Below are 24,988 nucleotides of genomic sequence, written 5' to 3'. Positions count from 1 at the left end.
GGGCCGTGCTGGTCCGCAGCGTCCACGAGCGGCTCCTCCTCGCCAGCCCCGACGCGGTGGGGGAGCTGCTCGACGCGCTCGGCGGCGCCCACGACCGGCTCTGGCCGGCGGGCCGCTGGCCACCGCTGCGGCTGGACCGCCCGCTGCGGGTCGAGGCTGCCGGGGGACACGGCCCGATCGGGTACGCCGTGGTCGCCCACGAGCCGGGCCGGCGGGTCGTCTTCCGCTTCACCGAGCCGCGCGGCCTCGTCGGCGTGCACCGGTTCGAGGTCGAGCCCCGGCAGGGGGTCGGCGTGGTCCTGCGGCACACCCTCGAGGCCTCCCTGCGCGGCAGGCTGCTGCTCGGCTGGCTCCTCGTGCTGCGGCCCCTGCACGACGCGCTGCTCGAGGACCTGCTCGACCGGGCCGAGCTGGCCGTCGAGGGGCGGGTGCACGCGCCCGCGGGCTGGACGGCGTACGTGCGCCTGCTGCGGCCCCTGCGGCGGGCCCGTCGTCGTGCCGCAGCCGGCGGCGGGTGGCACGATGCGCCCGTGGACGGAGGGCACAGGTGACGATGCTGCCGGCGCAGCCACCGCCGGCCCGGCCCGAGGGCGGGGACCCGCGTGCCCGGCTCGCCCGGCTCGGGTTCACCGACGCCGCGCACGCCGCGAGCCGGCTGGGGTCCGGCCGCCTGGCGGCGCTCGCCGAGGACAGCCGCCTGCTGGCCGACCTGGGCGCCTCGCCCGACCCGGACCAGGCCCTGAGCGGCCTCGCCGACGTCGTGGCCGCCCAGCCCGATCCCGGGCCCCTGCTCCTCGCCCTGCAGCAGGACGGGGCCCTCCGACGGCGGCTGCTCAGCGTGCTCGGGGCCAGCCTCGCCCTGGGCGAGACCCTCGTCCGCCACCCGGACACGTGGCGCCTGCTGCGGGGGGCCGCGCCGCTGAGCCTGCGGCCGTTGCGCGCGCAGTTGCTGGCCGCGGTCGGCGCCGACCCGTCGGCCGACCCGCCGGTCGCGACCGTCGAGTCGGCCGTCGACGCGCTGCGGGCGGCGTACCGGCGGGCGCTGCTCGTCATCGCCGCCCGCGACCTGGTGGCCGAGCGCGGCCTGCCGGGCACGGCGGCCGACCTCGCCGAGCTGGCCGACGCCGCGCTGGAGGCCGCGCTCGCGGTCGCCCGGGCGGCCGAGCCCGACGCGGGCCGGTCGGCGCGGCTCGCGGTGATCGGGATGGGCAAGTGCGGCGGCCGCGAGCTCAACTACGTCAGCGACGTGGACGTGGTGTTCGTCGCCGAGCCGGCGCCGGGCGCCGACGAGGCGGACGCCCTGCGCGTCGCGGCACGGCTGGCCCAAGGGCTGCTGCGCGCCTGCATGGCGCCGTCCCCCGAGGGCCCGCTGTGGGAGGTGGACGCCGCGCTGCGCCCCGAGGGCAAGCAGGGGCCGCTGGTCCGTACGCTGCGCAGCTACGTCGCCTACTACGAGCGCTGGGCGAAGACCTGGGAGTTCCAGGCCCTGCTCAAGGCCCGCCCGTCGGCCGGCGACCTGCGGCTCGGCGAGGACTACGTCGACGCCGTCGCGCCGCTCGTCTGGCAGGCCGCCGCCCGGCCCGACTTCGTCGAGGACGTCCAGAAGATGCGGCGGCGCGTGGAGGAGCACGTGCCGCGGGCACAGGCCGCGCGCCAGCTCAAGCTCGGGCGTGGCGGGCTGCGCGACGTCGAGTTCGCCGTCCAGCTGCTGCAGCTCGTGCACGGGCGGGGCGACGAGACGCTGCGCTCCTCGACGACGCTGGACGCCCTCGCGGCCCTGGCCGACGGCGGCTACGTGGGCCGGGAGGACGCCGCGAAGCTCGACGAGGCGTACCGCTTCCTGCGCACCCTCGAGCACCGGATCCAGATGCACCGGCTGCGCCGCACCCACCTCGTCCCCGAGGACTCGGCGGACCTGCGGCGCATCGGGCGCTCGCTGGGCCTGGCGGGCGACCCGGCCGACGAGCTGGTCCGCGAGTGGAAGCGGCACGCCCTCGAGGTGCGCCGGCTGCACGAGAAGCTCTTCTACCGGCCGTTGCTGCAGGCGGTCGCGCGGCTCTCGCCGGGGGAGGCGCGGCTGGCCCCCGAGGCCGCGAAGGCCCGGCTGGAGGCGCTCGGCTACGCGGACCCCGCGGGCGCGCTGCGCCATCTGGAGGCGCTCACGACCGGCGTGCGCCGCCGGGCCGCGATCCAGCGCGCCCTGCTGCCGGCGCTGCTCGGCTGGTTCGCGGACGCCGCCGACCCCGACGCGGGGCTGCTGGCCTTCCGGCAGGTCAGCGACGCGCTCGGGGACACCCCGTGGTACCTGCGGACGCTGCGCGACGAGGGCGAGACCGCCCAGCGCCTCGCCCGCGTCCTCGCCTCGAGCCGCTATGCGGCCGATCTCCTGCTGCGCGCGCCGGATGCCGTGCCGATCCTCGGTGACGACGCCGAGCTGCAGCCCCGGCGCAGCATGCAGTTGTGCGAGGAGGTGCTGGCGACGGTCCGCCGGCACGAGGACCCGACGGTGGCCGCGGCGGTCAGCCGGGCCATCCGCAGGCGCGAGCTCTTCCGGGTCGCCGCCGCCGACGTGCTCGGCCTCCTCGACGTGGAGCGGGTCGGCACGGCGCTGACCGACGTCGCCGCGGCGACACTGGCGGGCGGCCTGGACGCCGCCCAGCGCTTCGTGGCGGGCGAGCGGAGAGGCCCGCTGCCCACGCGGGTGGCGGTCATCGGGATGGGCCGGCTGGGGGGCGGTGAGATGGGGTTCGGCAGCGACGCGGACGTCCTGTTCGTGCACTCGCCGCTGCCCGGCGCGGACGACCACGACGCGGCCGAGGCGGCGTACGCCGTGGCGAACGAGCTGCGACGCGTGCTCGCGCTGCCGGCGCCCGACCCGCCGCTGGTCGTCGACGCGGACCTGCGCCCCGAGGGCCGGCAGGGCCCCTTCGTCCGGACACTGGGCTCCTACGCGGCGTACTACGCCCGGTGGGGGCTGGTCTGGGAGCGGCAGGCGCTGCTGCGCGCCGCGCCCGTGGCGGGCGACGCCGAGCTCAGCCAGGGCTTCCTGGCCATGGTGGAGCCGCTGCGCTGGCCCGCGGAGGGCCTGCCCGAGGCGGACGTGCGCGAGATCCGGCGGATCAAGGCGCGGGTCGAGGCCGAGCGCCTGCCCCGGGGCGGGGACCGCTCGCGCAACCTCAAGCTCGGGCCGGGCGGCATCTCGGACGTGGAGTGGGCGGTCCAGCTGCTCCAGCTGCGGCACGCGGCCGCCGTCCCCGGGCTGCGCACGCCGCGGACGCTGCCGGCGCTGGCCGCCGCTGCGGAGGCCGGGCTGCTCGACGCCGACGACGCAGAGGCGCTGCGCTCGGCCTGGGTGCTCGCCTCCCGGCTGCGGGACGCGGTCGTGCTCGTGCGCGGCCGTGCGGGGTCCGACCTGCCCAAGGACCTGCGCGAGCTCTCGGCGGTCGCCCGGCTGCTCGGCTACCCCCCGGGCCACGGAGGCCAGCTGCTCGAGGACCACAAGCGCGCCACGCGGCGGGCCCGGTCCGCCTTCGACCGTGTGTTCTTCGGCTGACCGGGCCCCTCGGGGCGGGCGGCTCGGAAGGCATGCTGGGCAGGTGTTCGAGAACGAGACCGAGCTGGACCTGCTGCCGCGACGGCTGTTGCGCGAGCGCGCCCCCGCCCTGATCGCGGAGGCGTGCGCATGGGCCGTCGGGCTGTCGGACCAGCCGCACCAGCACCGCCGGCACGGCCGGGTGGTGGCCAGCGGCGAGACGCTGGGGGCCCGTGCAGCGGCGGAGCTGCCGCTGGGCGGGGAGGAGGACCGCCCGCTCGCGCTGGGGGAGAGCCGTCCCGGAAGCTTCCGCGACGCGCTGAGCGCGCTGACGCCCGACGGGCGCGTCTACGCCGAGCGGCTCGAGGAGCAGGTGCTCGACCCGTTCGTCCTGGAGACCTGCGTGCTGGCCGGCGAGCATGCCCGCAGGGAGCAGCCGGGGGCCTGGGCCGAGCTGGTGGACGACGTGGGCGAGAGCCTCGACGACGTGGCAGCCGTGGTGCGCGCGGCCGAGTGGGCAGTGCCGCTGCAGGCCGAGGCCGAGCAGCTCGTGCTCGCCGCGCTGGGGGACGTGCCGTTGCTCGAGGTGGAGAACGAGGGGCTTCCGCTGTCGCTCGTACGCGCTGCCGAGGCCGCGGCCCGGGGCGCCGTCCCCCCGCCGGAGCCGGCCACCGGGCCGCCCGACCTCGCCGGCGCGCGGTTCCTCGCCCAGGCCGCGCTGGCCGGAACGGGCCTCACGTTGCCGGTGCCGCCGCACGAGGCCGACACGTTGCTGCAGCGGCTGCTCGCCGAGGGGCTGGAGCCGGAGGAGATCGAGGGACTGCTCCCGGAGCTTCCGGTCGACCCGGTGACCGCCGCCCGCGTGCGCGCCGGGCTCGCGCGCGGCGCGGGGCAGGCCGGATGAGGCGCCCGGACACGACGAGGGCGCCGCGGCCGGTCGGCCGCGGCGCCCTCGGGTGACGCTCGGTCAGATGCGGGCGTGGTGGTTGCCGCGCACCTGGCGGTAGATCAGGAGCGCGATGACCGCGCCGATCACCGAGCCGATGATGCCGGACGTCTGCGCGGCGCCGTCCTCGAAGTCACGCCCGAAGAGCAGGAACCCGAGGAATCCGCCGATGAAGGAGCCGACGACCCCGAGCAGAAGCGTTCCGCCCAAGCCCATCGGGTCCCGGCCCGGGACGACTGCGCGGGCGATGAAACCCGCGATCAGCGCCACGATAATCATCCCGATGATGAAGAACATCTTGACCTCCAGACGTATCGTTGCAGGACCAGTGATCCCCCGTCTGGAGCGGCTCACACCTGAGAAGTTCCCGAGTCCGCGTGATTACTCGCCGCCGTTGACCGTCTCCGTGCTGTAGGCGTAGGTCGCCGCGGCGTGCGCGATGGCGTCCGCGCTCGTGTCGAGGGCGTAGGTGTTGACGTTGCCGACCAGCTGGCTCCCGTACGCGGCGGCGAGCTGGGCGTACAGCGCGGCGTCCGCGCCGTCCGCCGTCGGGGTCAGGCTGTCGCAGGCCTGGTGGTAGCAGGGGTCGTAGTCGGCCACCACCCCGCCGTAGCGCTCGACCTGGGCCGCGGACTTGTCGCCCTCCGCCCCGGTGAAGAGGCCTCCCGACGGAATGCCGTTGTTGATGAACGCCTGGTAGTCCGACCGCCCGTTGAACTCGGTGTCCTCGTACGGCAGCCCGCGGAAGCCGAAATGCGTGTTGAACAACTGCTCGATCTGCGCCGAGCCGGGCGGGCGGGGAGCGGTGCCGCCCAATGACCCGCTGCCGTCGTAGACGCCGCGGTAGTAATTCGGTGAGCCGACCATGTCGAAATTCAGGTACAACGCGATGCGCTGGCGGTCGGCCACGGGCAGGCTGTTGACGTAGTAGTTCGAGCCGAGCAGCCCGGACTCCTCCGCGGACCAGAAGGCGAAGCGCACCTTGTTGTTCACCGGGTCGCCGGCCAACTGCAACGCGGTCTCCAACAGGGCTGCGGTGCCCGTCCCGTTGTCGTTGACCCCGGGGCCCTCGTCCACGGAGTCGAGGTGCCCACCGAGCATGACCACGTTGTCCGCGTCGCCGCCCGGCGTCTCGGCGATGACGTTGCGGGTGGTGAGCCCCACGACCTCGGTGCGGACACGGACCGTTGTCGTCGCGGGCTCCATCAGGTCACGGCCGAGCAGATAGCTCACGCCGACCACCGGGATCCGGATCTCGCGCCCGGCGACCGTCGGGTTCAGGGTGTTGTTGCGGTCGGCGACGCCGGTCGTGCCTTCGTTGTAGATGATCGCCGCCGCCGCACCCGCCGCCTGCGCGTTGGCCGCCTTGACGACGAAGTCACAGGTACCGCGCTGCAGCAGCGCGACAGCCCCGGCGGGGAACGCGGCGAAGTCGCTCTCCTCGCAGCCGGAGGTGTTGCTGCTGGGGATCGGGCCCGGGTTGTTGTTGACGTCGACCGGGACGACGCGGCCGGTGACGTCCCCGTAGCCGGTGTTGGTGGCCGGGTTGTACTGCGCGACCGGGGTGTAGGCCACAGGGTCCGGCGCGACCTGCTGGAACGTCGAGTCGGCGATGGAGTACGGGAAGTGCTGGTAGCTCACGTCGTATCCGGCCGCGTCGAGCAGGTTGTAGACGTACTCGGCCGAGTCCTCGTGCCCCGGGTAGCCGGCGAACCGGTTCCCGCCGTTGGCGTCCGCGATCTCCTGGAACGCCTGCAGGTGGCGCAGCAGGCCCGCCAGTGTCACGTCCTGCTGCAGTTGGGCGGAGCCCGTGAGCTCGGCGTAGTCGTCCTCCTCCAGCCAGGCGATGGAGCGTTGCGCGGCCGCGACCAGCTCGGCGCGGGCGCCGAGGTCACGCACCTGGTTCTCCGCCCGGGCGAGGAAATGCCGAAGGAGGGCGATCGGGCGGGCCTCGCTGCCGCCCTGCTCCTCGCGCAGGGCCCGCTGGGCCCGGTCCAGCAGGCTGGTGGTCGCGTTCACGCCGATGCGGCCCTCGGCCCGCAGCTGGTTGACCAGCACGATGAGATCGGCGATGCCGTGGCCGGCCGGCACCTGGGCGACCGGTGGAGCGGCCTGGGCGCTCGCCCCGAGCGGGACCGCTGCGACACACGCCGCTACCGCCGTGGCCGCGGCCAGCACGGCATTCCGCATCCTGTCGCTACGACGCCTCATCGCAAGCTTCTTCCTGCCGGGGGAACCGCCCGACCGAGAATCCTCCCGATATGGGCGCAGCTCAAGCTTGGTTGCTGGTCAGAACGAGTGGTCGGACGGAGGGCGGGGCGGGCGCGGACGGCCCCTGCAGCTCGACCGCCCGAGCGCGGCGGCCTCGAGTGGATCATGAGCGTCGGGCGTGGACGTGCAACAGATGGGCAGACGGACCTGCGGTCGCCCGACCCGGGAGGGCGGCCGCAAGGCCCCAGCCCTCGAGCAAACGGGGGCTGGGGCCGCCCGAGTTGTCCCGCTACTCTGCGACTCATGCACTTCGAGACCCCGGAGGCGCTGGGCAGGGCGTTCGCCGACCTGGCACGCGAGCTCGGGTCGGCCGACGGGGTGGACGAGACGCTGCAGCTCTGCACCGAGCGGACCGTCGCGCTCGTCGAGCACTGCGAGCACGCGGGGGTCTCCTGGATCCGCGGCCGCGCGATCTCGACCCGGGCGGCGAGCAGCGACGTGCCCGTCCGCGTGGATGCGATCCAATACGAGACCGGCCAGGGCCCGTGCCTCGACGCGATCCGCGGCCACGGAACCTACCGGGTCGGGGACCTGCTCGCGGAGACGCGCTGGCCGAGCTTCGCTGCGCGAGCGGCGGCCGAGACCGGCGTGCGCAGCATCCTGTCCTTCCGGCTCTTCCTGCGGAAGGACACGCTCGGCGCGCTCAACCTCTACTCCAGCCGGCGGGACGCTTTCGACGAGACCGACGAGGCCGTGGGTGCCATCGTGGCCGCGCACTCGGCGGTCGCCCTGCAGGGCGCGGCCGAGCAGGAGCGCGCCGACCAGCTGTCCCAGGCCCAGGCGACCAACCGGGTGATCGGGCAGGCGGTCGGCATCCTGATGGCGACGCGGCACATCTCCGCACATGACGCCTTCGGCGTGCTGCGCGCCGCCTCCTCGCACATGAACGTGAAGCTGCGGGACATCGCGGCGCAGGTCGTCGAGCGCCAGCAGGCCGGGGCCGGCCGCTAGCGCCGGCGCTGCGCGGCGCCGGGACGCGAAGGGCCGCCGGCCGCTTCCTGGCGGAAGCGGTCGACGGCCCTGCGGCTCGTGGCCGCGGCGAAGGCCGCGTGGGCCTAGATGTCGAAGTACAGCTCGAACTCGTGCGGGTGCGGGCGCAGCCGGATCGGGTCGATCTCGTTGGCGCGCTTGTAGGCGATCCACGTCTCGATGAGGTCGGGCGTGAAGACGCCGCCCTCGGTGAGGTAGTCGTGGTCGGCCTCGAGCGCGTCCAGGGCCTCGCCGAGCGAGGCGGGGACCTGGGCGATCTCGGCGTGCTCCTCGGGGGGAAGCTCGTAGAGGTCCTTGTCGACGGGCGTCGGCGGCTCGATCTTGTTCTTGATGCCGTCGATGCCGGCCATGAGCATGGCGGCGAACGCGAGGTAGGGGTTGCTCGACGGGTCCGGCACGCGGAACTCGATGCGCTTCGCCTTCGGGTTCGACCCCGTGACCGGGATGCGGATGCAGGCGGAGCGGTTGCGGGCCGAGTAGACCAGGTTGACCGGGGCCTCGAAGCCCGGGACGAGGCGGTGGTAGGAGTTCACCGACGGGTTGGTGAACGCCAGCAGCGACGGCGCGTGGTGCAGCAGGCCGCCGACGTACCAGCGGGCGATGTCCGAGAGTCCGCCGTACCCGAGCTCGTCGTAGAAGAGCGGCGCGCCGTCCTTCCACAGCGACTGGTGGCAGTGCATGCCCGAGCCGTTGTCGCCGAAGATCGGCTTCGGCATGAACGTCACCGTCTTGCCGGCGGCGTGCGCGACGTTCTTGATGACGTACTTGAAGAGCATGACCTTGTCGGCCGACTTCAGCAGCGTGTCGAAGCGGTAGTTGATCTCCGCCTGCCCCGCTGTGCCCACCTCGTGGTGCGAGCGCTCGACCTGCAGGCCGAGGTTGTCGAGCTCGGTGACCATCGCGTCGCGCAGGTCCGCGAAGTGGTCCACCGGCGGGACCGGGAAGTAGCCGCCCTTGTAGGGGGTCTTGTGGCCGCGGTTGCCACCCTCCTCGACGCGCCCGGTGTTCCAGGCGCCTTCGATGGAGTCGATGAAGTAGTAGCCGGCGTTCTGCTTCGTCTCGAAGCGGATGTCGTCGAAGATGTAGAACTCGGCCTCGGGGGCGAAGAACGCGGTGTCGGCGATGCCGGTGCCGCGCAGGTAGGCCTCGGCCTTGGCCGCGATCTGGCGCGGGTCGCGGCTGTAGGCCTCACCCGTGTAGGGGTCGACGATGCTCATGTTGATGTTGAGCGTCTTCTGCACGCGGAACGGGTCGACGTACGCCGTGTCGAGGTCCGGCATGAGCTTCATGTCCGACTCGTGGATGGCCTGGAAGCCGCGGATCGAGGACCCGTCGAACATCTGGCCGTCGGTGAAGAACGACTCGTCCACCGAGTCCGCCGGCACGTTGAAGTGCTGCATGACGCCCGGCAGGTCACAGAACCGGACGTCGACGAACTTGACGCCCTCGTCCTTGATGAACCGCAGGACCTCGTCCGCGTTGTTGAACATGCACCCTCCTGGTCGCTGCGACGCGAGCCGCCGCCTGCGCGCAGGCTAGGCGGGCGCCGTTACCCGGCAATGACCCTACTGTTTCACCAGTGTTACGGGATCAGGGCTGGGTGTTACGCCCGGGTGACCTGGCGTCGCGGTCCGGGGGATGTGAGCGGGCCGTGGCTGCTCGCTGACGAAGAGGTGGCCTCGGCCTACCCGGGATAGCCTGATCCCATGCCGTCGAGCCTGGACCGCCGCACGCTCGGATCGTGGCTCAACGGGCCGCGCGCCACGCTGGAGGCCGAGGGCGTCCAGCTCCCGCCGCGGGGCAAGCGGCTCGGGCGCCCTGCGGACGGCAGCGGCTCGGTGGCGAGCTTCGGGCGGCGCCTCGTCGCGCTCTTCGTCGACTGGGCCCTGGCGCTCGGCCTCACCCGCCTGGCCACCATCGGCGCGGACGTCGACGGTCAGGCCTGGGACCTGCTCGTGCTGGCGGTCTTCGCCGCGATGACCTGGGGCACGTTGGCGGCGACGGGGCGCACGCCCGGCTACCAGCTGCTCGGCCTGCGCCTGGAGATGGCCCGACCCACCGAGCCGCGCACGGTGTGGGGCCTGCGTACGGCCATCCGCAGCCTGCTGCTCGTGCTGGTCGTCCCGGCAGCGGTGTGGGACGCGGACGGCCGAGGGCTGCACGACAAGGCCGCCGGCACCGCCGTCGTCCGCGCGTAGGCGCCCGCTCAGCCGCCGGTGATCTCGGACATCACGCAGAAGCTGGCTCCCCAGGGGTCCTGCAGGACGGCGAAGCGGCCGAAGGACGTGTCCTCGGCCGGGTAGGTCACCGTCGCCCCGCGACGCTCGGCGACCGCGATCGCCGCGTCGGCGGACGCCACGGAGAAGCACGTGGCCCAGCCCTTGGGGGAGCCCGCGGTCAGGCCGCCCAGCCCGCCGAGCGGCCGGCCGTCGTCCATCGCGAAGGTCGCGTACCCCGGCAGCTCGTCGACCTCCTCCCAGCCGAAGCCGAAGACCGACGTGTAGAACTCGCGGGCCGCCACCGGGTCGTCGACAGCGGCTTCGTTCCAGACCAGCGAGCCCGGCTCGTTCACGATCTCGGCGCCGATGTGCCGGCCCGCCTGCCACAGCCCGAAGACGCTGCCCTGCGGGTCGAGCGCCACGGCCATCGCCCCCAAGTCGGCGATGGCCACCGGCCCGGCCAGCACCGTGCCGCCCGCTGACGTGACGCGAGCGCAGGCGGCAGCCGCGTCCTCGGTGGCGAAGTACGTCGTCCACGTCGGCGGGCCCGACGGGTCCTGCTGCGGCCCCATGCCCGCCGCGGCCCGGCCGCCCCGTCGGCAGTCGAGGTAGCCGCCGAACTCGGCCTCGCCGCCGGTGTAGGCCCAGCCGAGCAGCTCGGCGTAGAACTCCTTGGCCGCCTCGAGGTCGGCGGCGCCGTAGTCGACCCAGCACGGGGTGCCGGGCGGCCACGCGGTGTCACGGGTGGGCATCGCTCCTCCTCATGTCCTACGGCCAGATGTCGTACGGCCGGCCACCGGCAGCCGCTGACGGTGTCGGTCCGACGGGCCACGGTCGGGACGGCGTGCGCTCCCGACTCTGCCACCGCCCGCCGACCCCGGCCATCGCCTGCGCCGTGTCGCTCAGCCCAGGGGGAGGAGGAGGGTGAAGCAGCAGCCGTCGGCCGCGTTCGCCGCGGACACGGTGCCGCCGTGGGCCTCGGCGATCCCCTTGACGATCGCCAGCCCGAGCCCGGCGCCGGCGTCAGCCCCCGGCGTGCGGGCCGGGTCGCCTCGGAACCCGACGTCGAACACGCGCGGCAGGTGGGCCGCCGGGATGCCGCCGCAGGTGTCCGAGACCGAGATCGCGGCCGTCTCGCCCCGCTGCTCGGCCTCGACGAAGACACGGCCGCCCGCCGGCGTGTAGCGGACCGCGTTGGCCACGAGGTTGGCCAGCGCGCGCATCAGCGCCGCGGCGTCCCCGGTGACCATCAGCGAGGGCGGGGCAGAGCCGGCGAGGCTCACGTCCAGCGCCTGGGCCATCGGCTGGGCGCTGGCGATCGTGTCGCTCACGAGGTCGTGGACGGGCAGCGAGTCCGTCCGTCGGGCGGTGCGCCCGGCCTGCAGCCGGGAGAGCTCGAACAGGTCCGCCACCATCCGGGAGAGCCAGTCGACCTCGACGCGCATGGACTTCACGTACGGCGTCGGGTCCTCGGCCAGCCCGTCCTCGAGCGCCTCGACCAGCGCCCGCAGGCCGGCGAGCGGTGTGCGCAGGTCGTGCGAGACCGAGGCGACGAGGTCGCGACGGGCCGCCTCGAGGGCGCGCTCCCGCGCGGCCGCCTCGCCGAGCCGCCGCGCGCTCTGCTCCAGCTCGCCCGCGATCTGCTCCAGCTCCTTGGTGCGCAGCGGCCGTGCCCGCTCCGGCACCCGCCGCTGCGGTGCCTCGGCCAGCGCTGCCGCGAGCTCCCGGACCCGACGTGCGTCGAGCAGGACGCCGTGGGCCAGGACGAGCCCGACGAGCGCGGCGACCAGGCCGGAGACGGCGCACACCACGAGGACGACCCGCATCTGCTGCGGCGTGAGCACCATCTTGTGCACGGCGAACGCGGTCCCCGCCACGACGGCGAGCACGGTGGTGAGCACGACGAGGGCGAGGTTCGCCCGCAGGGACAGCCGGCGGGCCAGCCGGCTGCCGGCCAGGCTGACGAGGGCGACGGCCGCCGCGCCGAGGGCCGAGTAGGCCGCGACGCAGACGTACGTGTTCGCCAGCGGGTCCGCGAGCACGGAGGGGTAGGCGGACAGCACGGCCGAGGTCAGGCCTGGGCGAGCTGGCCGGGCCCCGCCAGCTCGACGGGGTCGCTCGGGACCGGATCGGCCGCTCCGGAGGCGTGCCAGCGATAGCCCACGCCCCACACCGTCTGGATCAGGGCCGGGCGCGACGGGTCGACCTCGACCTTCTCGCGCAGCCGGCGGATGTGGACGGTGACCGTCGACTGGTCCCCGAAGGTCCAGCCCCAGACCTGGGCCAGCAGCTCCTCCCGGCTGAACGCGCGGTCCGGGTGGGCGAGCAGGTGGGCGAGCAGGTCGAACTCGCGCACGGTCAGGGCCAGCTCCACCCCGTGCCGGAAGGCCTGCCGGCTCTGCAGGTCGACCTCGACCGGGCCGCCGGCCAGCGGCCCGACGGGATGCTGGGCCGGTACCGGGCGCGCCCGGCGCAGGACGGACTCCACCCGCAGCACCAGCTCGCGGGGGCTGAACGGCTTGGTGACGTAGTCGTCTGCGCCCACCTCGAGGCCGAGGACGCGGTCCTCCTCCTCGCCGAGCGCGGTCAGCATGATGACGGGGCACGCGGGCTCGACGGCTCGCAGCCGACGGCAGACCTCGATGCCGTCGAGGCCCGGCAGCATGACGTCGAGGATGACGAGGTCGACCGCGCCGCCCGGGGTGGAGGGCGTCGCCGCTGCCAGCGCGGAGGGCCCGTCGCCGGCATGCACCGTGTCGAAGCCGGCGCGCCGCAGGTAGTCGACGACCACGCCGGCGACGGTCTCGTCGTCGTCCACCACCAGCACACGCCCCCGCATGAGGCGAGCGTAGGGGGGCGGGAACTCGCAGGGGCCCTGTTCGGGCGAGCCGTCAGGCTTCCGTAAGGAGCCTCAGCGCATGCTGCGCGGGGGGCGCATGTTGCGCGGCAGCGGCCCCTTCGGGATCGGCAGGTTGAGCGACCCGAGCGCGGCCAGCCGCTTCTCGATCTCGTCGACCTGGCCGGGGGAGAGGGTGCGCGGCAGCTTGGCGACCTTGCGCTGCAGCTCGTTCAGGCGCAGCTGGCCCTCCTCCTGCCCGGCCTGGAAGTCGTAGACCGGCACGTCGGGCGCGACCCGGCCGAGCTTCTTGCGCTCCTGCGCGAGCAGCGGGCCGAGCCGCGCGGGGGAGCCCTCGCCGACGAGGACGACGCCGGCGCGCCCGGTCGCCCGGTGGACGATGTCCTGCTGCCGGGTGACCGCGACGCCGGGCGTGACGGTCCACCCGCGCTTGAGCGTCTGCAGCACCGCTGCCGCGGCGCCGGGCTGGCCCTCCGCCGACGCGTACGCCGCCTTCTGCGCGCGCCGGCCGAACAGGATGAGCGCCGCGAGCACCGCGAACGGCAGGCCGACGATCGTGAAGTAGATCGGGTGGTCGACCCAGAGGCCGATCGCGACGAAGACCGCCAGGACGAGGAGGAAGACCGCAGCCAGCAGCAGCCCGATCAGCGGGTCGGTCTTGGCCGTGAGCTTGTAGGCCTGCGACAGCTGTCGCACCCACCCGAACCGTTGCTTGCGGGGCTTGGGCGGAGCGGACTGGGAAGAACTGCTGGCCATGCCGCACAGGGTACGGTCCGCGGCGGCCGACGGACGAGGGTACGCCTCGGTCAGCGGCCCGGGTGCAGGCGCCTGCTGCACGGGGGCACCGGCGAAGGCCTGCCGGAGGCGACGGCCGAGCGCAGCGCGGTGGCGAGCAGCCGGACGAACGGCACGGGCGAGCTGGTCGCCGGGACGGGGCCGGAGGCGGCCACGACCGGCGGAAAGGTCGTCGGCGTCATGCCACCAGGCAAGCAGGACGATGTTGCGCGCAGGTGACAAGCAGCTCAAGAACGGGCGACACGGGGCGACCGGGACGCCGCTCCCCGCTCGGGGAGCGGCCGCCTCGATCTGCCTCGCGCGCTCAGCGCTGGGCGGGCACGGCCCGGCGCTCGAGCGCCTGGGCGTACAGCCGGCCGGCGCGGTAGGACGAGCGGACCAGCGGCCCGCTGAGGACGCCGGCGAACCCGATCTGCTCGGCCACCGCCGCCAGCTCGACGAACTCCTCCGGCTTCACCCAGCGCTCGACGGGGTGGTGCCGGGGGCTCGGGCGCAGGTACTGGGTGATCGTGACGAGGTCGCAGCCGGCGGCGTGCAGGTCGCGCAGCGCCTCCTCGACCTCGTCACGGGTCTCGCCCAGGCCGAGGATGAGGTTGGACTTGGTCACGAGCCCGGCGGCGCGCGCCTGGGTCAGGACGTCGAGCGAGCGCTCGTAGCGGAAGCCGGGGCGGATCCGCTTGAACACCCGCGGCACGGTCTCGAGGTTGTGCGCGAGCACCTCGGGGCGGGCTGCGAAGACCTCGCCGAGCTGGTCGGGCAGGCCGTTGAAGTCCGGGATCAGCACCTCGACCCCGGTGCCCGGGTTGAGCTCGTGGATCTGGCGCACGGTCTCGGCGTACAGCCAGGCCCCGCCGTCGGGCTGGTCGTCACGCGCGACGCCGGTCACCGTGGCGTACCGCAGCCCCATCGTCCGGACGGACTCCGCCACCCGCCGCGGCTCGTCGCGGTCGAGGGCCTGCGGCTTGCCCGTGTCGATCTGGCAGAAGTCGCAGCGTCGGGTGCACTGGTCGCCGCCGATGAGGAACGTCGCCTCGCGGTCCTCCCAGCACTCGTAGATGTTGGGGCAGCCGGCCTCCTCGCACACGGTGTGCAGCCCCTCGCGCCGGACCAGGCCCTTGAGCTCGGTGAACTCCGGGCCGGTGCGCAGCGTCGTCTTGATCCAGGACGGCTTCTTCTCGATCGGCGTCTGCGCGTTGCGGACTTCGAGTCGGAGCAGCTTGCGCCCATCGGGTGCGACCGCCGTCATCCGGCGCCTCCTGCCAGAGATCCCTACCTGCCGCAACAGCGTACGTCGCGACCCCGCGGGGTGAGCCGGCCGTAGCCCGGCCGCGCGGGGCACCGGATGGCCGGCCCGGGCGCGCCGACGGCCACCGTGACGTTCCCGAACGAGCGTTCCTGTAGTGGACAGGATCTGACCGCAAGGGCGAGGAGGCTGCCGTCGTCCCCACCGAGAAGCCTTTGAAGGAGCCCTCCATGCCGGCCAACGTCCGACCCGTCCGCGACGAGCTCGACGGGCTGCTCGCCTTCCTCGCTCAGCAGCGGCTCACCCTGCGTGCGGCCTGCTTCGGGCTGACCGACGAGCAGGCCCGGCTCACGCCCACCCCGAGCACGCTGAGCGTGGGCGGGCTGGTCAAGCACCTCGCGGACATGGAGAGCGGCTGGATGCGCACCATGCTCGGGCTGCCCGAGGTCAGCGACGAGGGCGACGCGGCGGCCACGGAGGCCTACGACGACGGCTTCCGGCTGCGCGCCGACGAGACCCTTGCGCAGGTTCTCGACCGGTACGCCGAGGTGGCCGCACAGACCGAGCGCCTCGTCCGCGCGGAGGAGAGCCTGGACCGCCCGGTGCCGGTGCCGAAGGGCGTGCCGTGGTTCCCGCAGGACGTCGACGCCTGGTCCGTCCGTTGGGTCCTGCTCCACCTCATCCAGGAGACCGCCCGGCACGCCGGGCACGCCGACATCGTCCGCGAGGCCGTCGACGGGGCCAACGCCATCGAGCTGCTGGCCGGGCTCGAGGGGTGGCCGGCCAGCGACTGGGTGCGCCCGTGGGAGCCGGCCGGTGTGTGAGGTCGGCCGTCAGCCGGTGGTGGCCAGCCGTCTGCCGGGCACCGACTGCCCCATGACGTCGACGAGGTGGCGCTCGACGACCGGGAGCGCCTCCTCGATGCTCACCCGGCGGCCGAGCTCCCGGGTCAGTGACGTCACGCCGGCGTCGGTGATGCCGCACGGCACGATGCGCTCGAAGGCCGAGAGGTCGCTGTCGCAGTTGAGGGCGAACCCGTGCATCGTCACCCCGCGGGCCACCCGGCATCCGATGGCCGCGACCTTGCGGTCCTGCGCCCCGTCCCCGCCGAGCACCCATACCCCGCTGCGCCCGTCCACGCGGTCGGTCGCGAGCCCGAGGTCCGCGCAGGCCCGGATCACGACCTCCTCGACCCGGCGTACGTGGGCCACCACGTCCACCGGGTCGGGCAGCCGCAGGATCGGGTAGCCCACGAGCTGGCCGGGGCCGTGCCAGGTGATCCGCCCGCCCCGGTCGACCTCGACGACCTCGGTGCCGTCGGTCGGGCGGTCGTACCACGCGGTGCGGCGCCCGGCCGTGTAGACCGAGTCGTGCTCGACGAGCAGCACGGTGTCCGGTGCCTCGTCCGCGACCCGGGCCGCGTGCAGCTCGCGCTGGCGCGCCCACGCCTCCGCGAACGCGACGTGCCCTTCACGGATGAGTCGGAGGGGGTCAGACACGTCTGCAGAGTACGTCCGGCGGCACACCGCGCCGGGCCCACCGGTCGACTGGGGATTTCCCTGGTGCGCCGGGCCACTGTCCTTCCCTACGCTCGGGGCGTCGCGTCGCCCCGATGAGGAGCTGTCGATGCCTGCCTCGCCGCTTCCGCCCCACACAACCGTCCCTGCCGCTCGCCGTCCCCCGGAGAAACGCCCCGGCGCCGTGCGCTGGCTCGTCCCCGCGATCGTCGTCGTCCTCGGGTTCCTCGTGATGGGGGTCTCCGGCGGGCTCGGCGCCAAGCTCGGTGAGGTGGTGGAGAACGACCAGGCCGCCTTCCTCCCCGAGTCCGCTGAGTCGACCAAGTCGCTCCTGATCGAGGAGCGCTTCGCCGGCGACCAGGACATCCCCGCCATCGTGGTCTGGGAGCGCACCGGCGGGATCACCGACGACGACCGCTCTGCCATCGAGTCGGCGCTGGAGGAGATCGGCCGCGTCGACGGGGTCGCCGGGCCGCCGGAAGGGGCCTCGGTGTCCGAGGACGGCGAGGCCATGCAGGCGCTCGTCCCGCTGCCCGGGGACAACTCGGCGTTCGAGGAGCTGCCCGACGTCGTCGACGAGATCCAGGCGATCGCCGACCGGGTCGAGGGCACGCAGGCGTACGTCACCGGCCCCGGCGGCAGCTTCGCCGACTTCGCCGCCGCGTTCGCGGGCATCGACGGCCGGCTGCTGTTCACGGCGCTCGGTGTCGTCTTCGTCATCCTGCTGCTGATCTACCGCAGCCCCGTGTTCGTGCCCGTCCTGCTGGCCGTCGGCGGCGCGCTCTTCCTGGCCCAGGCCGTGGTCTACCTGGCCGCGGACGCCGGCTGGATCACGGTCGACGGCCAGAGCCAGGGCATCCTGTCGGTCCTGGTCGTGGGCGCGGGCACGGACTACGCGCTGCTGCTGATCAGCCGCTACAAGGAAGAGCTGCATACGCACGACTCGGCCTGGCTGGCGATCCGCGGCGCCCTGCGCGGTGCCACCCCGCCGATCGTCGCCTCCGGCGTGACGGTCATCCTCGGCCTGCTCTGCCTGCTGCTCTCGGACCTCAACAGCAACCAGTCGCTCGGCCCGGTCGCCGCCATCGGCATCGCGTGCTCGATGCTCTCGATGCTGGTCTTCCTCCCCGCGCTGCTCGTCACCCTCGGCCGGCACTGGTTCTGGCCCTTCGTGCCCCGTCACGACGAGGCCCCTGCGGCGGGCCGCGGCCTGTGGGGCAAGGTCGCGGCCCTGGTCGGCAGCAGGGCCCGGGTGGTCGCCGCCGCGACCGCCGTCGTGCTGATCGGCCTCGCGGCCGCGATCTTCCGGCTGGACGCCACCGGCCTGACCACCGAGGAGCAGTTCACGAACGAGGTGCCGTCGGTCCTCGGTCAGGAGGTTCTCGGCGCGCACTTCCCGGGCGGCACCGGGACGCCCGCCAGCGTGATCGGGCCGCAGGGCGACGCGGACCGCATCCTGCAGGTCGTGCAGTCCGACCCGGGGGTCGCGCAGGCCTTCGTGGTGCCCGAGGCGCCCCCCGGCGCCGGCGCACAGGAGGGGGCGCCCCCGAAGGTCGTCGACGGGCAGGTCCAGGTGCAGGCCGTGCTGAGCGACGCGCCGGACTCGCCGGCTGCCGAGGACACGATCCTGCGGCTGCGCTCGGCGGTGGACCAGGTCGGGACGGACGTGCTCGTCGGCGGAACGACCGCAGTGACGTACGACGTCAAGCAGGAGTCGGCACGCGACACCCGCGTCATCATCCCCGTGGTGCTCCTGGTGATCTTCGTGGTCCTCGCGGTGCTGCTGCGGGCCTTCGTCGCCCCGCTGCTGCTCGTCGCGACCGTGGTGCTGTCCTTCGCCGCCACCCTCGGCGTCTGCGCGCTGGTCTTCGAGTTCCTCTTCGACTTCGCCGGGGCCGACCCCTCGTTCCCGCTGTTCGCCTTCGTCTTCCTGGTGGCGCTGGGGATCGACTACAACATCTTCCTCATGACCCGGGTGCGGGAGGAGACCGCCCACCACGGCACCCGCGCGGGGACGCTGCGCGGGCTGGCCGTGACCGGCGGTGTCATCACCTCGGCCGGCGTCGTGCTCGCCGCGACCTTCGCCGCACTCGGCGTGCTGCCGCTGGTCTTCCTCGCAGAGCTCGGCTTCGCCGTCGCCTTCGGGGTCCTGCTCGACACCCTCGTCGTGCGGTCGCTGCTGGTGCCGGCTCTCGTCCACCAGCTGGGGGACAGGGTGTGGTGGCCCTTCGGGCCGCCGCGCCCGAGCGGCCACCGGCGCCCGGTGGAGCCGGCTCGCGAGCCGGTCGACGCCTGACCGGGCTGCGCTCAGCCGAGGAGGCGCGGCTCGATCCGCGTCTCCTCGGCCCGCCCGTCGTCGACGCGCCGCACCCGGTACGCCGCCACGCCACGGGTGTCGGCGACGGCCTCGACCAGCTCGGTCCCGCGGTAGACCAGCCCCACCCCGTCGTCCGTGGCGTAGGACAGCGGAAGCGTGCCGTCGGCCACGAGCCGCTGCAGCAGCGGGCGGCGCTGCCGCTCGCTGTCGTAGTGCACGCCGTTGCCGTACGGCAGGAAGGCCAGCCCGTTCGTCACCGGCCGCAGGTCCGGCCCGAAGGAGTCGGTGGTGCCGCCGACGTGCCAGCAGAGCGACCCCGCGCTGACCCCGCCGAGGACGACACCGGCCTCCCACGCCGCGCGCAGCGCGTCGCCGAGCCCGTGCAGCTGCCACATGGCCAGCAAGCCGGCGACGCTGCCGCCGTCGACCCACACGACGTCCTGGTCGAGCAGGTGCGCGCGCATGTCGTCGTGGTTGGGCATGGTGAACAGAGCGAGGTCCGTGACCTGAAAGCCGGTTCCCTGAAAGGCTTCTCGGACGAGCTGCCGCCGGTGCAGCTGGTCGCCGTTGGCCGTGCCGATGTAGCACAGCTTGGGGCGCGACGGCCCGCCCGCCAGGTCGGCCATGAGGTCGAAGACCGGGCCAGGCTCGAGGTACGTCCGTCGCCCGGGGCGGAAGCCCATCGAGGTCGCGACGACGGTGGGCTCAGCGGCGGCCATGGAGCTCCTCGAGAACGGCGTCGGCGGCGCGCCGTCCGGAGACGAGGGCGCCCTGGATGGAGGCGGTGTCGCGATGGTCCCCGGCCAGGAACAGGCCCTCGCCGAGGGCAACCGGCTTGCGGACGTCGAGCGGCGGCAGCATCGCGGGCAGCGCGTGCGGGATGGCGTACACCCGCACGAGCTCCCAGGACGTGGTGCCGCAGCCGTAGATCCGGGCCAGCGTGTCGCGCACCGCACGCTCGGTCGCCGCGTCGGCCCGGTCGCCGACCACGCTCGCGTGCACCAGGCAACGGCCGGGGGCGTACTCCGGCACGGTGTTGGTGAGGACCGCCGTGTTGACGACCGGGGCGAGGTGCTCCCGGCGCTCGCCGTCGACGTGCAGCGCCGCGAGCTGCGAGGGGGGCTCGGGAGCGAGGAAGTAGAACGTCGTGAGGGCCCGCTGCCGCGGCGTGGGCAGGCCGGGCAGCAGCCGGTGGGCGCCCACCTCGTCCGCGGCCAGGACGACGGCCCGGGCCGCCCGGCGCAACGGCGCCAGGTCGTCGACGCGGTGCCCGAGCTCCACCGACCCCTCGGGAAGGCCGGCAGCCAGCTGCGCGCCGATCGCCCCCATGCCCCGCGCCGGCAGGCTCGGCGTGCCGCGAACGAACGAGCGGACCACGAGGTCCACGAAGCGCCGTGAGGTCGTCAGCTCCTCCTCGCCGAGGACACCGGCGAGGAACGGGCGCAGCACGCTCTCGAGGACGCCGCCGGCGATCCCCCGCTCGGCCAGCGCCTGCCGGGCAGTGCCGTCCGCGGTTGCGAGCAGCTCGGCGACGGGCGTGCGGGTCGTCGCCAACGCGTACTCCGCCAGCCGGGCCTTGCCGAGCGGCCCGCCGACCGGTGCGAGCGCGCTGGACAGCGCCCAGCGCGGCTCCCGACGAGGGTCGCCGACGCGCACACGGCGCCCCCCGATGGCCACCACGACCCCCGCGGCGAAGGGCCGCAGGTCGAGGGCCTCCTGGTCGAGGGCGCGCTCGGCCTCCGGGTACGCCGGGTTGTGCACCTGGAAACCGCGGTCGAGGAGCATGCCGTCGACGACGTCCGTGCGGGCCCGCCCGCCCACCCCGTCGCTCGCCTCCAGCACCCGCACCTCGAGGCCGGCGGCGGCGAGCCGGCGTGCTGCGTGCAGGCCGGCGAGCCCGGCTCCTACAACCACGACATCGGGCATGCCGTCGGACGCTACCCCCTGTGGACGGCCGCGGCACGCCGGCGCCGTCAGGCCCGATCCTCCTGCCATGGCGACAGGGAGACGGGGTTCGCGAGGGCAGCCGGCGGGGCTGCCCTCGTGGGAGGTGCCGGGCTACGAGCCGCTGCGCCGGCTCGGCCCGGGGGCGGGCGGGGGCGTCTGGCTCGCACGCGACGAGGCCACCGGCGCCTCGGTCACGGTGCGGCGCGTCGCTCTGCCCGGCGCGGGCCGGGTGGAGGAGGCGATCCGCCGGGCGGCGGCCCTCGCCGGGGCGGCCCACCCGCACCTGGCGCGGCTGCTCGCGGCGGTCCCCCTGCGCGAGGGGCTGGCTCTGGTGGGCGAGGAGGAGCCGGCGCCCACCGTCGCCGCCCTGCTCGCGGCCCGCGCCCGGCTCGACCCGGGAGAGGCCGTCACGCTCCTGGTGCCGGTGGCGCAGGCCCTCGCTGCGGTCCATGCCGTCGGGCAAGCTCACGGGCGGGTCTCGGTCGAGTCCGTACGCGTCGATGCCCAGGGGCGCCCGGTCCTGGCCGCAGTGGGCGAAGGGCTCGACGTCCGGGCCGGCTCGCCCGCCGGGGACGTGTGGGCACTGGCGGCGGTCGGCTGGCACGCACTGACCGGCCAGCCGTACGAGGCGTCCGGCGGGACCCCGCTGCCACGCCTCGCTCCGGGCGTGCCACGACCGCTGGCGGCCCTGCTGACCTCGGTGCTGGACGCGCCGGCCGAGCGGCGCCCCTCGGCCGCGCAGCTCGCGGCTGCCGTTTTCGACACCTGCACGGCGCTTCCACTGACGCTGCCTGCGGGGACGGCTTCGGGCCCGGTCGAGGCCCCGTCCCCGGCCGTCGGCTCGTTGCGCTTCAGCGGCGACCCGGACTCCGCTCCGGGCCGGGGGCCGGGCACGGGGCGAGCGGGGTCCCGCCGGCCGGGATCAGGGCGGCCGGGAACAGGACGGCCGGGAACAGGGCGGCCGGGAACAGGACGGCCGGGAGCGCGGCGAGCGGTCGACGGCGGCGGGCGCGCCGGCCGCGGCGGCAGGCGGCGCGGGGCGCCTGCGGGGCAGCGGGGCGGGCTCGCGGCCGTGCTGCCCCACGGAGCGGCGCCGGTCGTCCTCGTCCTGGGAGCCCTCGCCATCGCGGTCACCGTCGCGGTCGGGCTCGCGGCCGTCCTCCTGCAGCCGGGGGAGCGGCCGCACGGGACGGCGGCGCTCGCGGTGGAGGCCTCGCCGTCCCGATACTCCGAGGAGTCGCCGTCGCCTCCCCGGGAGGCGCCATCCGTGGCCGACGGGCCGGTCCGTGCGCCGGCACTCGAGCCGCCGAGCCCTGCCGGCTCCCCGATCCCTGCGAGCCCTGCCAGCCCCGCCGGCCTTCCCGCCGATCTCGACCGGCCACCTGCCTCGCCGGAGGGTGCAGACCCGACGCGCTGGCCCGACGTGCTCGCCGGCCTGGACGCGCAGCGGTCCCAGGCCTTCGCGACCGGCGACGAGCAGGCCCTCGCCGCTGCGTATGCGCCGCGGGCGCCGGCCCTCGCTCGCGACCGGGACCTGCTGGGCCGGCACCTGTCCGCCGGCTACCGAGCCCGCGGCCTGCGGCTGCAGGTCCTGTCGGTCCACCCGGTCGAGGAGGCGGCGGCGCCGCGGGTCGCGCTGCGCGTCCGGGACCGGATGCCGGACTACGACGTGGTGGACGCGGCCGGGGTCGAGCACCCGGTCGAGGGCCGGGACGAGCGGTGGTGGACCGTCGTCCTGACCCCGGTGGGCGGGGAGTGGCGCTACTGGGACGTGCGCCCGGCCGCAGGGGCCGCGCCGTGACGGCAGCGGCGGCGTTATTGCCGCGCCAGGCGGCGTTATCGCCGCGCCAGGACGAGCGTGCCGTGCCTAGGCTCGCGCCGTGATGTCCGAAGACGAGGCCCGCGAGTTCGCCCGGTCCTTCCGCCGGTTCCTGGAGGCGATGCACGAGCTGGGCGAGCGCAGCGAGGGCAACGAGGTCGTGCGCCGGGTCCAAGCCCATGTCGAGGAGGCCGCGCGGCGGCACTCGGTGGTCTCGCGCGCCTTCGCGCCCTTCGAGCAGGTGAACGTCCAGGTGGCGCTGGACCGGTGGTGCGAGCACCCCGACCGGTCGGTGACCGTCGAGGGCGTCACCAACCCGCCGCACTACGGGACGTTCTCGCTGCAGCAGCTGCTGCACGGTGAGGGCCTGCCGCCGACCCGGCTGACCGCGCCGGAGCTCGTCGACCTGCCGTCCGGCCCGGCCCGGACGATCGCGTGCCTGCGCAACGGGCTCTTCCTGGTGGACGACCGGGTGCGCGGCCGCTACGCGATGTTCGTGCGCGCACCGGCGCCCAACCAGGGTGACCCGTCACTGCAGCTGGAGCTGGCGGGGCTGCCCACGGCCCAGGCGCAGGAGGTGCTGCGCGAGCTGGACGAGCTGCGCTCGCGCCACAACGTCTACCGCGGGCAGACCGTCGAGCTCTCGCCCGACGTGCACGGCGCGGTCACGGTCGTGTTCCCGGTCCTGCCCCGCACCGAGCGGGCGGACGTGGTGCTGCCGGAGGCCGTCCTCGCCCGGATCGAGCGGCACGCGATCGGCATCGCCGCCCGGCGCGACGCGTTGCGCGCCGCCGGCCGTCACCTCAAGCGGGGGCTGCTGCTCTACGGGCCCCCGGGGACCGGCAAGACCCACACCACGCGCTACCTGGTGCAGCACCTGCCGGGCGCGACGGTGCTGCTGCTGTCCGGCCGGTCGCTGCACCTCATCGGAGCCGTGACCGCGCTGGCCCGGGAGCTGCAGCCCGCTGCCATCGTGCTCGAGGACGTCGACCTCGTCGCCGAGGACCGGGGCTTCGGGCCCGGCTCCAGCCCCGTGCTCTTCGAGCTGCTGGACGCCATGGACGGGGCCGCGGCCGACGCTGACCTGCTGTTCCTGCTGACCACGAACCGGGCGGACCTGCTCGAGGAGGCGCTGGCGGCGCGGCCGGGCCGGGTCGACGTGGCGGTCGAGATCGGCCTGCCCGACGCCGATGCCCGGCGCCGGCTGCTGGAGGTCTACGCCCGCGGCCTCCGGCTCGAGGTGTCCGCCGGCGCGGTCGACGACGTGGTCGAGCGCATGGGCGGCGTCACGGCGTCCTTCGTGAAGGAGCTGCTCCGCCGGGCGGTGCTCGAGGCCCTCGAGAGCCACGGGGCGGCCCCGGACGGCGGCGTCGTCGTCCGTGACGCCGACCTCGCGCGCGCTCTCGACGATCTGCTCGACAGCGCGCAGGGGGTGACGCGTGCCCTGCTCGGTGTGCGCGACACCGCGGTCGACGGGCCGCCCGCCGTGCACGAGCCGCACCCGCACACACGTGCGGCGTACGCGTCCGGGCTCAGCTTCGTGGCCGAGGCCCGGCCCGGCGCTCAACCGTGGAGGTAGGCCGCCACCTCGTCGAGGCCGGGATGCCGGAAGCTGAAGCCGAGTTCCCGCAAACGGCGAGGCTCGACGCGGTTGCTGCCGAGCACCTCGCTCGACAGCTCACCCAGCGCGAGCCGTAGCGCGGGCGCGGGGACGGCGAAGAACGTCGGCCGGGAGAACTCCTGGCCCAGCGCCGAGATCACGTCCCGGACGCGTGCCGGCACGGCGGTGAGGTTCACCGGCCCCTCGACGCGCGCGTCCTCCAGCAGCAGCCGGAGCGCGCGGACCTCGTCGGTGAGGGAGATGAGGCTCCACCACTGATCACCGGATCCGAGCCGGCCGCCCAGCCCCAGGCGGAGCAGCGGCAGCAGCCGGCCGAAGGCCCCGCCCTTGCGGGACGCCACGATCCCGGTGCGGGCGTACGGGACGCGGATCCCCGCGTCGCGGGCGGGGGAGGCGGCGGCCTCCCACTGCTCGACGACATCGGCGAGGAAGCCGCCCCCGCGCCGAGCGGTCTCGTCGACGGCGCGGTCGCCCGTCTCCCCGTAGAAGCCCACGGCCGAGCCGGAGACGAGCACCTCCGGCCGCGGGTCGAGCTGCGCCGCGGCGCGCGCGATCGTGCGCGTGCCGAGCACGCGGCTGTCGAGGATCTCCCGCTTGTACGCCGCGGTCCAGCGCCGGTCGCCGACGCCCGCGCCGGCCAGGTGGACGATGCCGCGCACGCCCTGCAGCTCGGCGGTGTCGACGGTCCCGCCCTTGGGGTCCCAGCGCACCTCCTCCGGCCGTTGCGGCTCGCGGCGGACGAGCCGGAGCACGCGGTACCCGTCCGACTCGAGGTCCGCGACGAGCGCACGGCCGATGAGGCCGGACGCGCCGGTGACGGCGACGGTCCCTCGGTTGCTGTCCACGCCGCGATGCTCCCCGACCCGGGCACGGCGCGCCACCCGGGCCGGCCGCTCCGGAGAGCAGAAATCCAA

The 24,988-nt window shown here is 74.7% G+C and carries 22 protein-coding genes; 9 read left to right on the top strand and 13 right to left on the bottom strand.

Annotation, left to right across the window (positions count from 1 at the left end; genetic code table 11):
- Positions 1-5: 5 nt before the first annotated feature.
- From G9H72_RS06770 to G9H72_RS06760, 3 genes are read left to right on the top strand one after another with little or no spacing between them, the layout of a single operon-like run.
- Positions 6-551 (top strand): SRPBCC family protein, encoded by a 546-nt coding sequence (locus tag G9H72_RS06770; RefSeq protein WP_166169229.1) that lies wholly within the window; start codon positions 6-8, stop codon positions 549-551.
- A gap of 2 nt (positions 552-553) precedes the next feature.
- Positions 554-3,553 carry a bifunctional [glutamine synthetase] adenylyltransferase/[glutamine synthetase]-adenylyl-L-tyrosine phosphorylase gene (locus G9H72_RS06765; protein ID WP_166169897.1) on the top strand — a complete coding sequence of 1,000 codons (3,000 nt, stop codon included), beginning with the start codon at positions 554-556 and terminating at the stop codon, positions 3,551-3,553.
- 43 nt (positions 3,554-3,596) lie between these two features.
- Positions 3,597-4,436 carry a hypothetical protein gene (locus tag G9H72_RS06760; RefSeq protein WP_166169228.1) on the top strand — a complete coding sequence of 280 codons (840 nt, stop codon included), beginning with the start codon at positions 3,597-3,599 and terminating at the stop codon, positions 4,434-4,436.
- A 63-nt stretch (positions 4,437-4,499) separates the two neighbouring features.
- Here G9H72_RS06760 and G9H72_RS06755 read toward each other — a convergent pair whose 3' ends face one another.
- Both G9H72_RS06755 and G9H72_RS06750 read right to left on the bottom strand, forming a co-directional pair.
- Positions 4,500-4,775: a GlsB/YeaQ/YmgE family stress response membrane protein gene (locus tag G9H72_RS06755; RefSeq protein ID WP_231126574.1), complete on the bottom strand. Its 276-nt coding sequence runs from the start codon at positions 4,773-4,775 to the stop codon at positions 4,500-4,502.
- 84 nt (positions 4,776-4,859) lie between these two features.
- A complete protein-coding gene (locus tag G9H72_RS06750; protein WP_166169227.1) occupies positions 4,860-6,689 on the bottom strand; it encodes a M20/M25/M40 family metallo-hydrolase in 1,830 nt (609 codons plus the stop codon).
- 303 nt (positions 6,690-6,992) lie between these two features.
- Between G9H72_RS06750 and G9H72_RS06745 the strand changes: the two genes are divergently transcribed.
- Positions 6,993-7,700, top strand: coding sequence for a GAF and ANTAR domain-containing protein (locus tag G9H72_RS06745; protein WP_166169226.1), 708 nt, complete (start codon positions 6,993-6,995; stop codon positions 7,698-7,700).
- 104 nt (positions 7,701-7,804) lie between these two features.
- Here the strand turns inward: G9H72_RS06745 and glnA are convergent, their stop codons facing one another.
- Positions 7,805-9,229, bottom strand: coding sequence for a type I glutamate--ammonia ligase (gene glnA, locus G9H72_RS06740; protein WP_166169224.1), 1,425 nt, complete (start codon positions 9,227-9,229; stop codon positions 7,805-7,807).
- Positions 9,230-9,445: 216 nt separating this feature from the next.
- On the opposite strand from glnA, the gene G9H72_RS06735 reads away from it, so the two are divergent.
- Positions 9,446-9,937: an RDD family protein gene (locus tag G9H72_RS06735; RefSeq protein WP_231126573.1), complete on the top strand. Its 492-nt coding sequence runs from the start codon at positions 9,446-9,448 to the stop codon at positions 9,935-9,937.
- An 8-nt stretch (positions 9,938-9,945) separates the two neighbouring features.
- On the opposite strand, the gene G9H72_RS06730 is transcribed toward G9H72_RS06735, so the two are convergent.
- The 6 genes from G9H72_RS06730 to lipA all read right to left on the bottom strand — a co-directional run bounded on the left by G9H72_RS06730 (position 9,946) and on the right by lipA (position 14,856).
- Positions 9,946-10,710 (bottom strand): VOC family protein, encoded by a 765-nt coding sequence (locus tag G9H72_RS06730; RefSeq protein ID WP_166169222.1) that lies wholly within the window; start codon positions 10,708-10,710, stop codon positions 9,946-9,948.
- A 150-nt stretch (positions 10,711-10,860) separates the two neighbouring features.
- Positions 10,861-12,021 (bottom strand): sensor histidine kinase, encoded by a 1,161-nt coding sequence (locus G9H72_RS06725; protein WP_166169220.1) that lies wholly within the window; start codon positions 12,019-12,021, stop codon positions 10,861-10,863.
- Positions 12,022-12,029: 8 nt separating this feature from the next.
- Positions 12,030-12,797: a response regulator transcription factor gene (locus G9H72_RS06720; RefSeq protein WP_166169218.1), complete on the bottom strand. Its 768-nt coding sequence runs from the start codon at positions 12,795-12,797 to the stop codon at positions 12,030-12,032.
- Positions 12,798-12,869: 72 nt separating this feature from the next.
- Positions 12,870-13,571 (bottom strand): DUF4191 domain-containing protein, encoded by a 702-nt coding sequence (locus G9H72_RS06715; protein WP_166169216.1) that lies wholly within the window; start codon positions 13,569-13,571, stop codon positions 12,870-12,872.
- Positions 13,572-13,621: 50 nt separating this feature from the next.
- The gene (locus tag G9H72_RS06710; protein ID WP_166169214.1) at positions 13,622-13,792 is read right to left on the bottom strand and encodes a hypothetical protein; all 171 of its coding nucleotides are present in this window, start codon (positions 13,790-13,792) and stop codon (positions 13,622-13,624) included.
- 122 nt (positions 13,793-13,914) lie between these two features.
- Positions 13,915-14,856, bottom strand: coding sequence for a lipoyl synthase (gene lipA / locus G9H72_RS06705; RefSeq protein ID WP_166169212.1), 942 nt, complete (start codon positions 14,854-14,856; stop codon positions 13,915-13,917).
- A 227-nt stretch (positions 14,857-15,083) separates the two neighbouring features.
- Here lipA and G9H72_RS06700 point away from each other — a divergent pair, with 227 nt between their 5' ends.
- On the top strand, positions 15,084-15,677 hold the full coding sequence (locus G9H72_RS06700) for a DinB family protein (RefSeq protein ID WP_166169210.1): 594 nt from the start codon (positions 15,084-15,086) through the stop codon (positions 15,675-15,677).
- 9 nt (positions 15,678-15,686) lie between these two features.
- Here the strand turns inward: G9H72_RS06700 and lipB are convergent, their stop codons facing one another.
- The gene (gene lipB, locus G9H72_RS06695) at positions 15,687-16,352 is read right to left on the bottom strand and encodes a lipoyl(octanoyl) transferase LipB (protein ID WP_166169208.1); all 666 of its coding nucleotides are present in this window, start codon (positions 16,350-16,352) and stop codon (positions 15,687-15,689) included.
- A 250-nt stretch (positions 16,353-16,602) separates the two neighbouring features.
- Between lipB and G9H72_RS06690 the strand changes: the two genes are divergently transcribed.
- The gene (locus G9H72_RS06690) at positions 16,603-18,666 is read left to right on the top strand and encodes an MMPL family transporter (protein ID WP_231126616.1); all 2,064 of its coding nucleotides are present in this window, start codon (positions 16,603-16,605) and stop codon (positions 18,664-18,666) included.
- An 11-nt stretch (positions 18,667-18,677) separates the two neighbouring features.
- Here G9H72_RS06690 and G9H72_RS06685 read toward each other — a convergent pair whose 3' ends face one another.
- Positions 18,678-19,406 (bottom strand): Type 1 glutamine amidotransferase-like domain-containing protein, encoded by a 729-nt coding sequence (locus G9H72_RS06685; RefSeq protein WP_166169204.1) that lies wholly within the window; start codon positions 19,404-19,406, stop codon positions 18,678-18,680.
- Positions 19,393-20,613 (bottom strand): FAD-dependent oxidoreductase, encoded by a 1,221-nt coding sequence (locus tag G9H72_RS06680; RefSeq protein WP_166169202.1) that lies wholly within the window; start codon positions 20,611-20,613, stop codon positions 19,393-19,395. Before G9H72_RS06680 ends, G9H72_RS06685 begins: the two co-directional genes overlap by 14 nt.
- Positions 20,614-20,680: 67 nt before the next feature.
- Between G9H72_RS06680 and G9H72_RS06675 the strand changes: the two genes are divergently transcribed.
- Together G9H72_RS06675 and G9H72_RS06670 are read left to right on the top strand one after the other, a co-directional pair.
- Complete coding sequence (locus tag G9H72_RS06675; RefSeq protein ID WP_166169200.1) at positions 20,681-22,435, top strand: serine/threonine-protein kinase; 1,755 nt, start codon at positions 20,681-20,683, stop codon at positions 22,433-22,435.
- A gap of 82 nt (positions 22,436-22,517) precedes the next feature.
- Positions 22,518-24,032: an AAA family ATPase gene (locus G9H72_RS06670; RefSeq protein ID WP_231126615.1), complete on the top strand. Its 1,515-nt coding sequence runs from the start codon at positions 22,518-22,520 to the stop codon at positions 24,030-24,032.
- Here the strand turns inward: G9H72_RS06670 and G9H72_RS06665 are convergent.
- Entirely contained in the window at positions 24,017-24,919 is a 903-nt protein-coding gene (locus tag G9H72_RS06665) for a TIGR01777 family oxidoreductase (RefSeq protein ID WP_166169196.1), read from the bottom strand. The genes G9H72_RS06670 and G9H72_RS06665 overlap by 16 nt on opposite strands.
- Positions 24,920-24,988: the final 69 nt, after the last annotated feature.

The sequence above is a fragment of the Motilibacter aurantiacus genome, assembly GCF_011250645.1.
In the GTDB taxonomy this organism is placed as follows: domain Bacteria; phylum Actinomycetota; class Actinomycetes; order Motilibacterales; family Motilibacteraceae; genus Motilibacter_A; species Motilibacter_A aurantiacus.
Note: the sequence above shows the minus strand (reverse complement) of the source record. Positions and strands in the feature narration are given on the sequence as shown.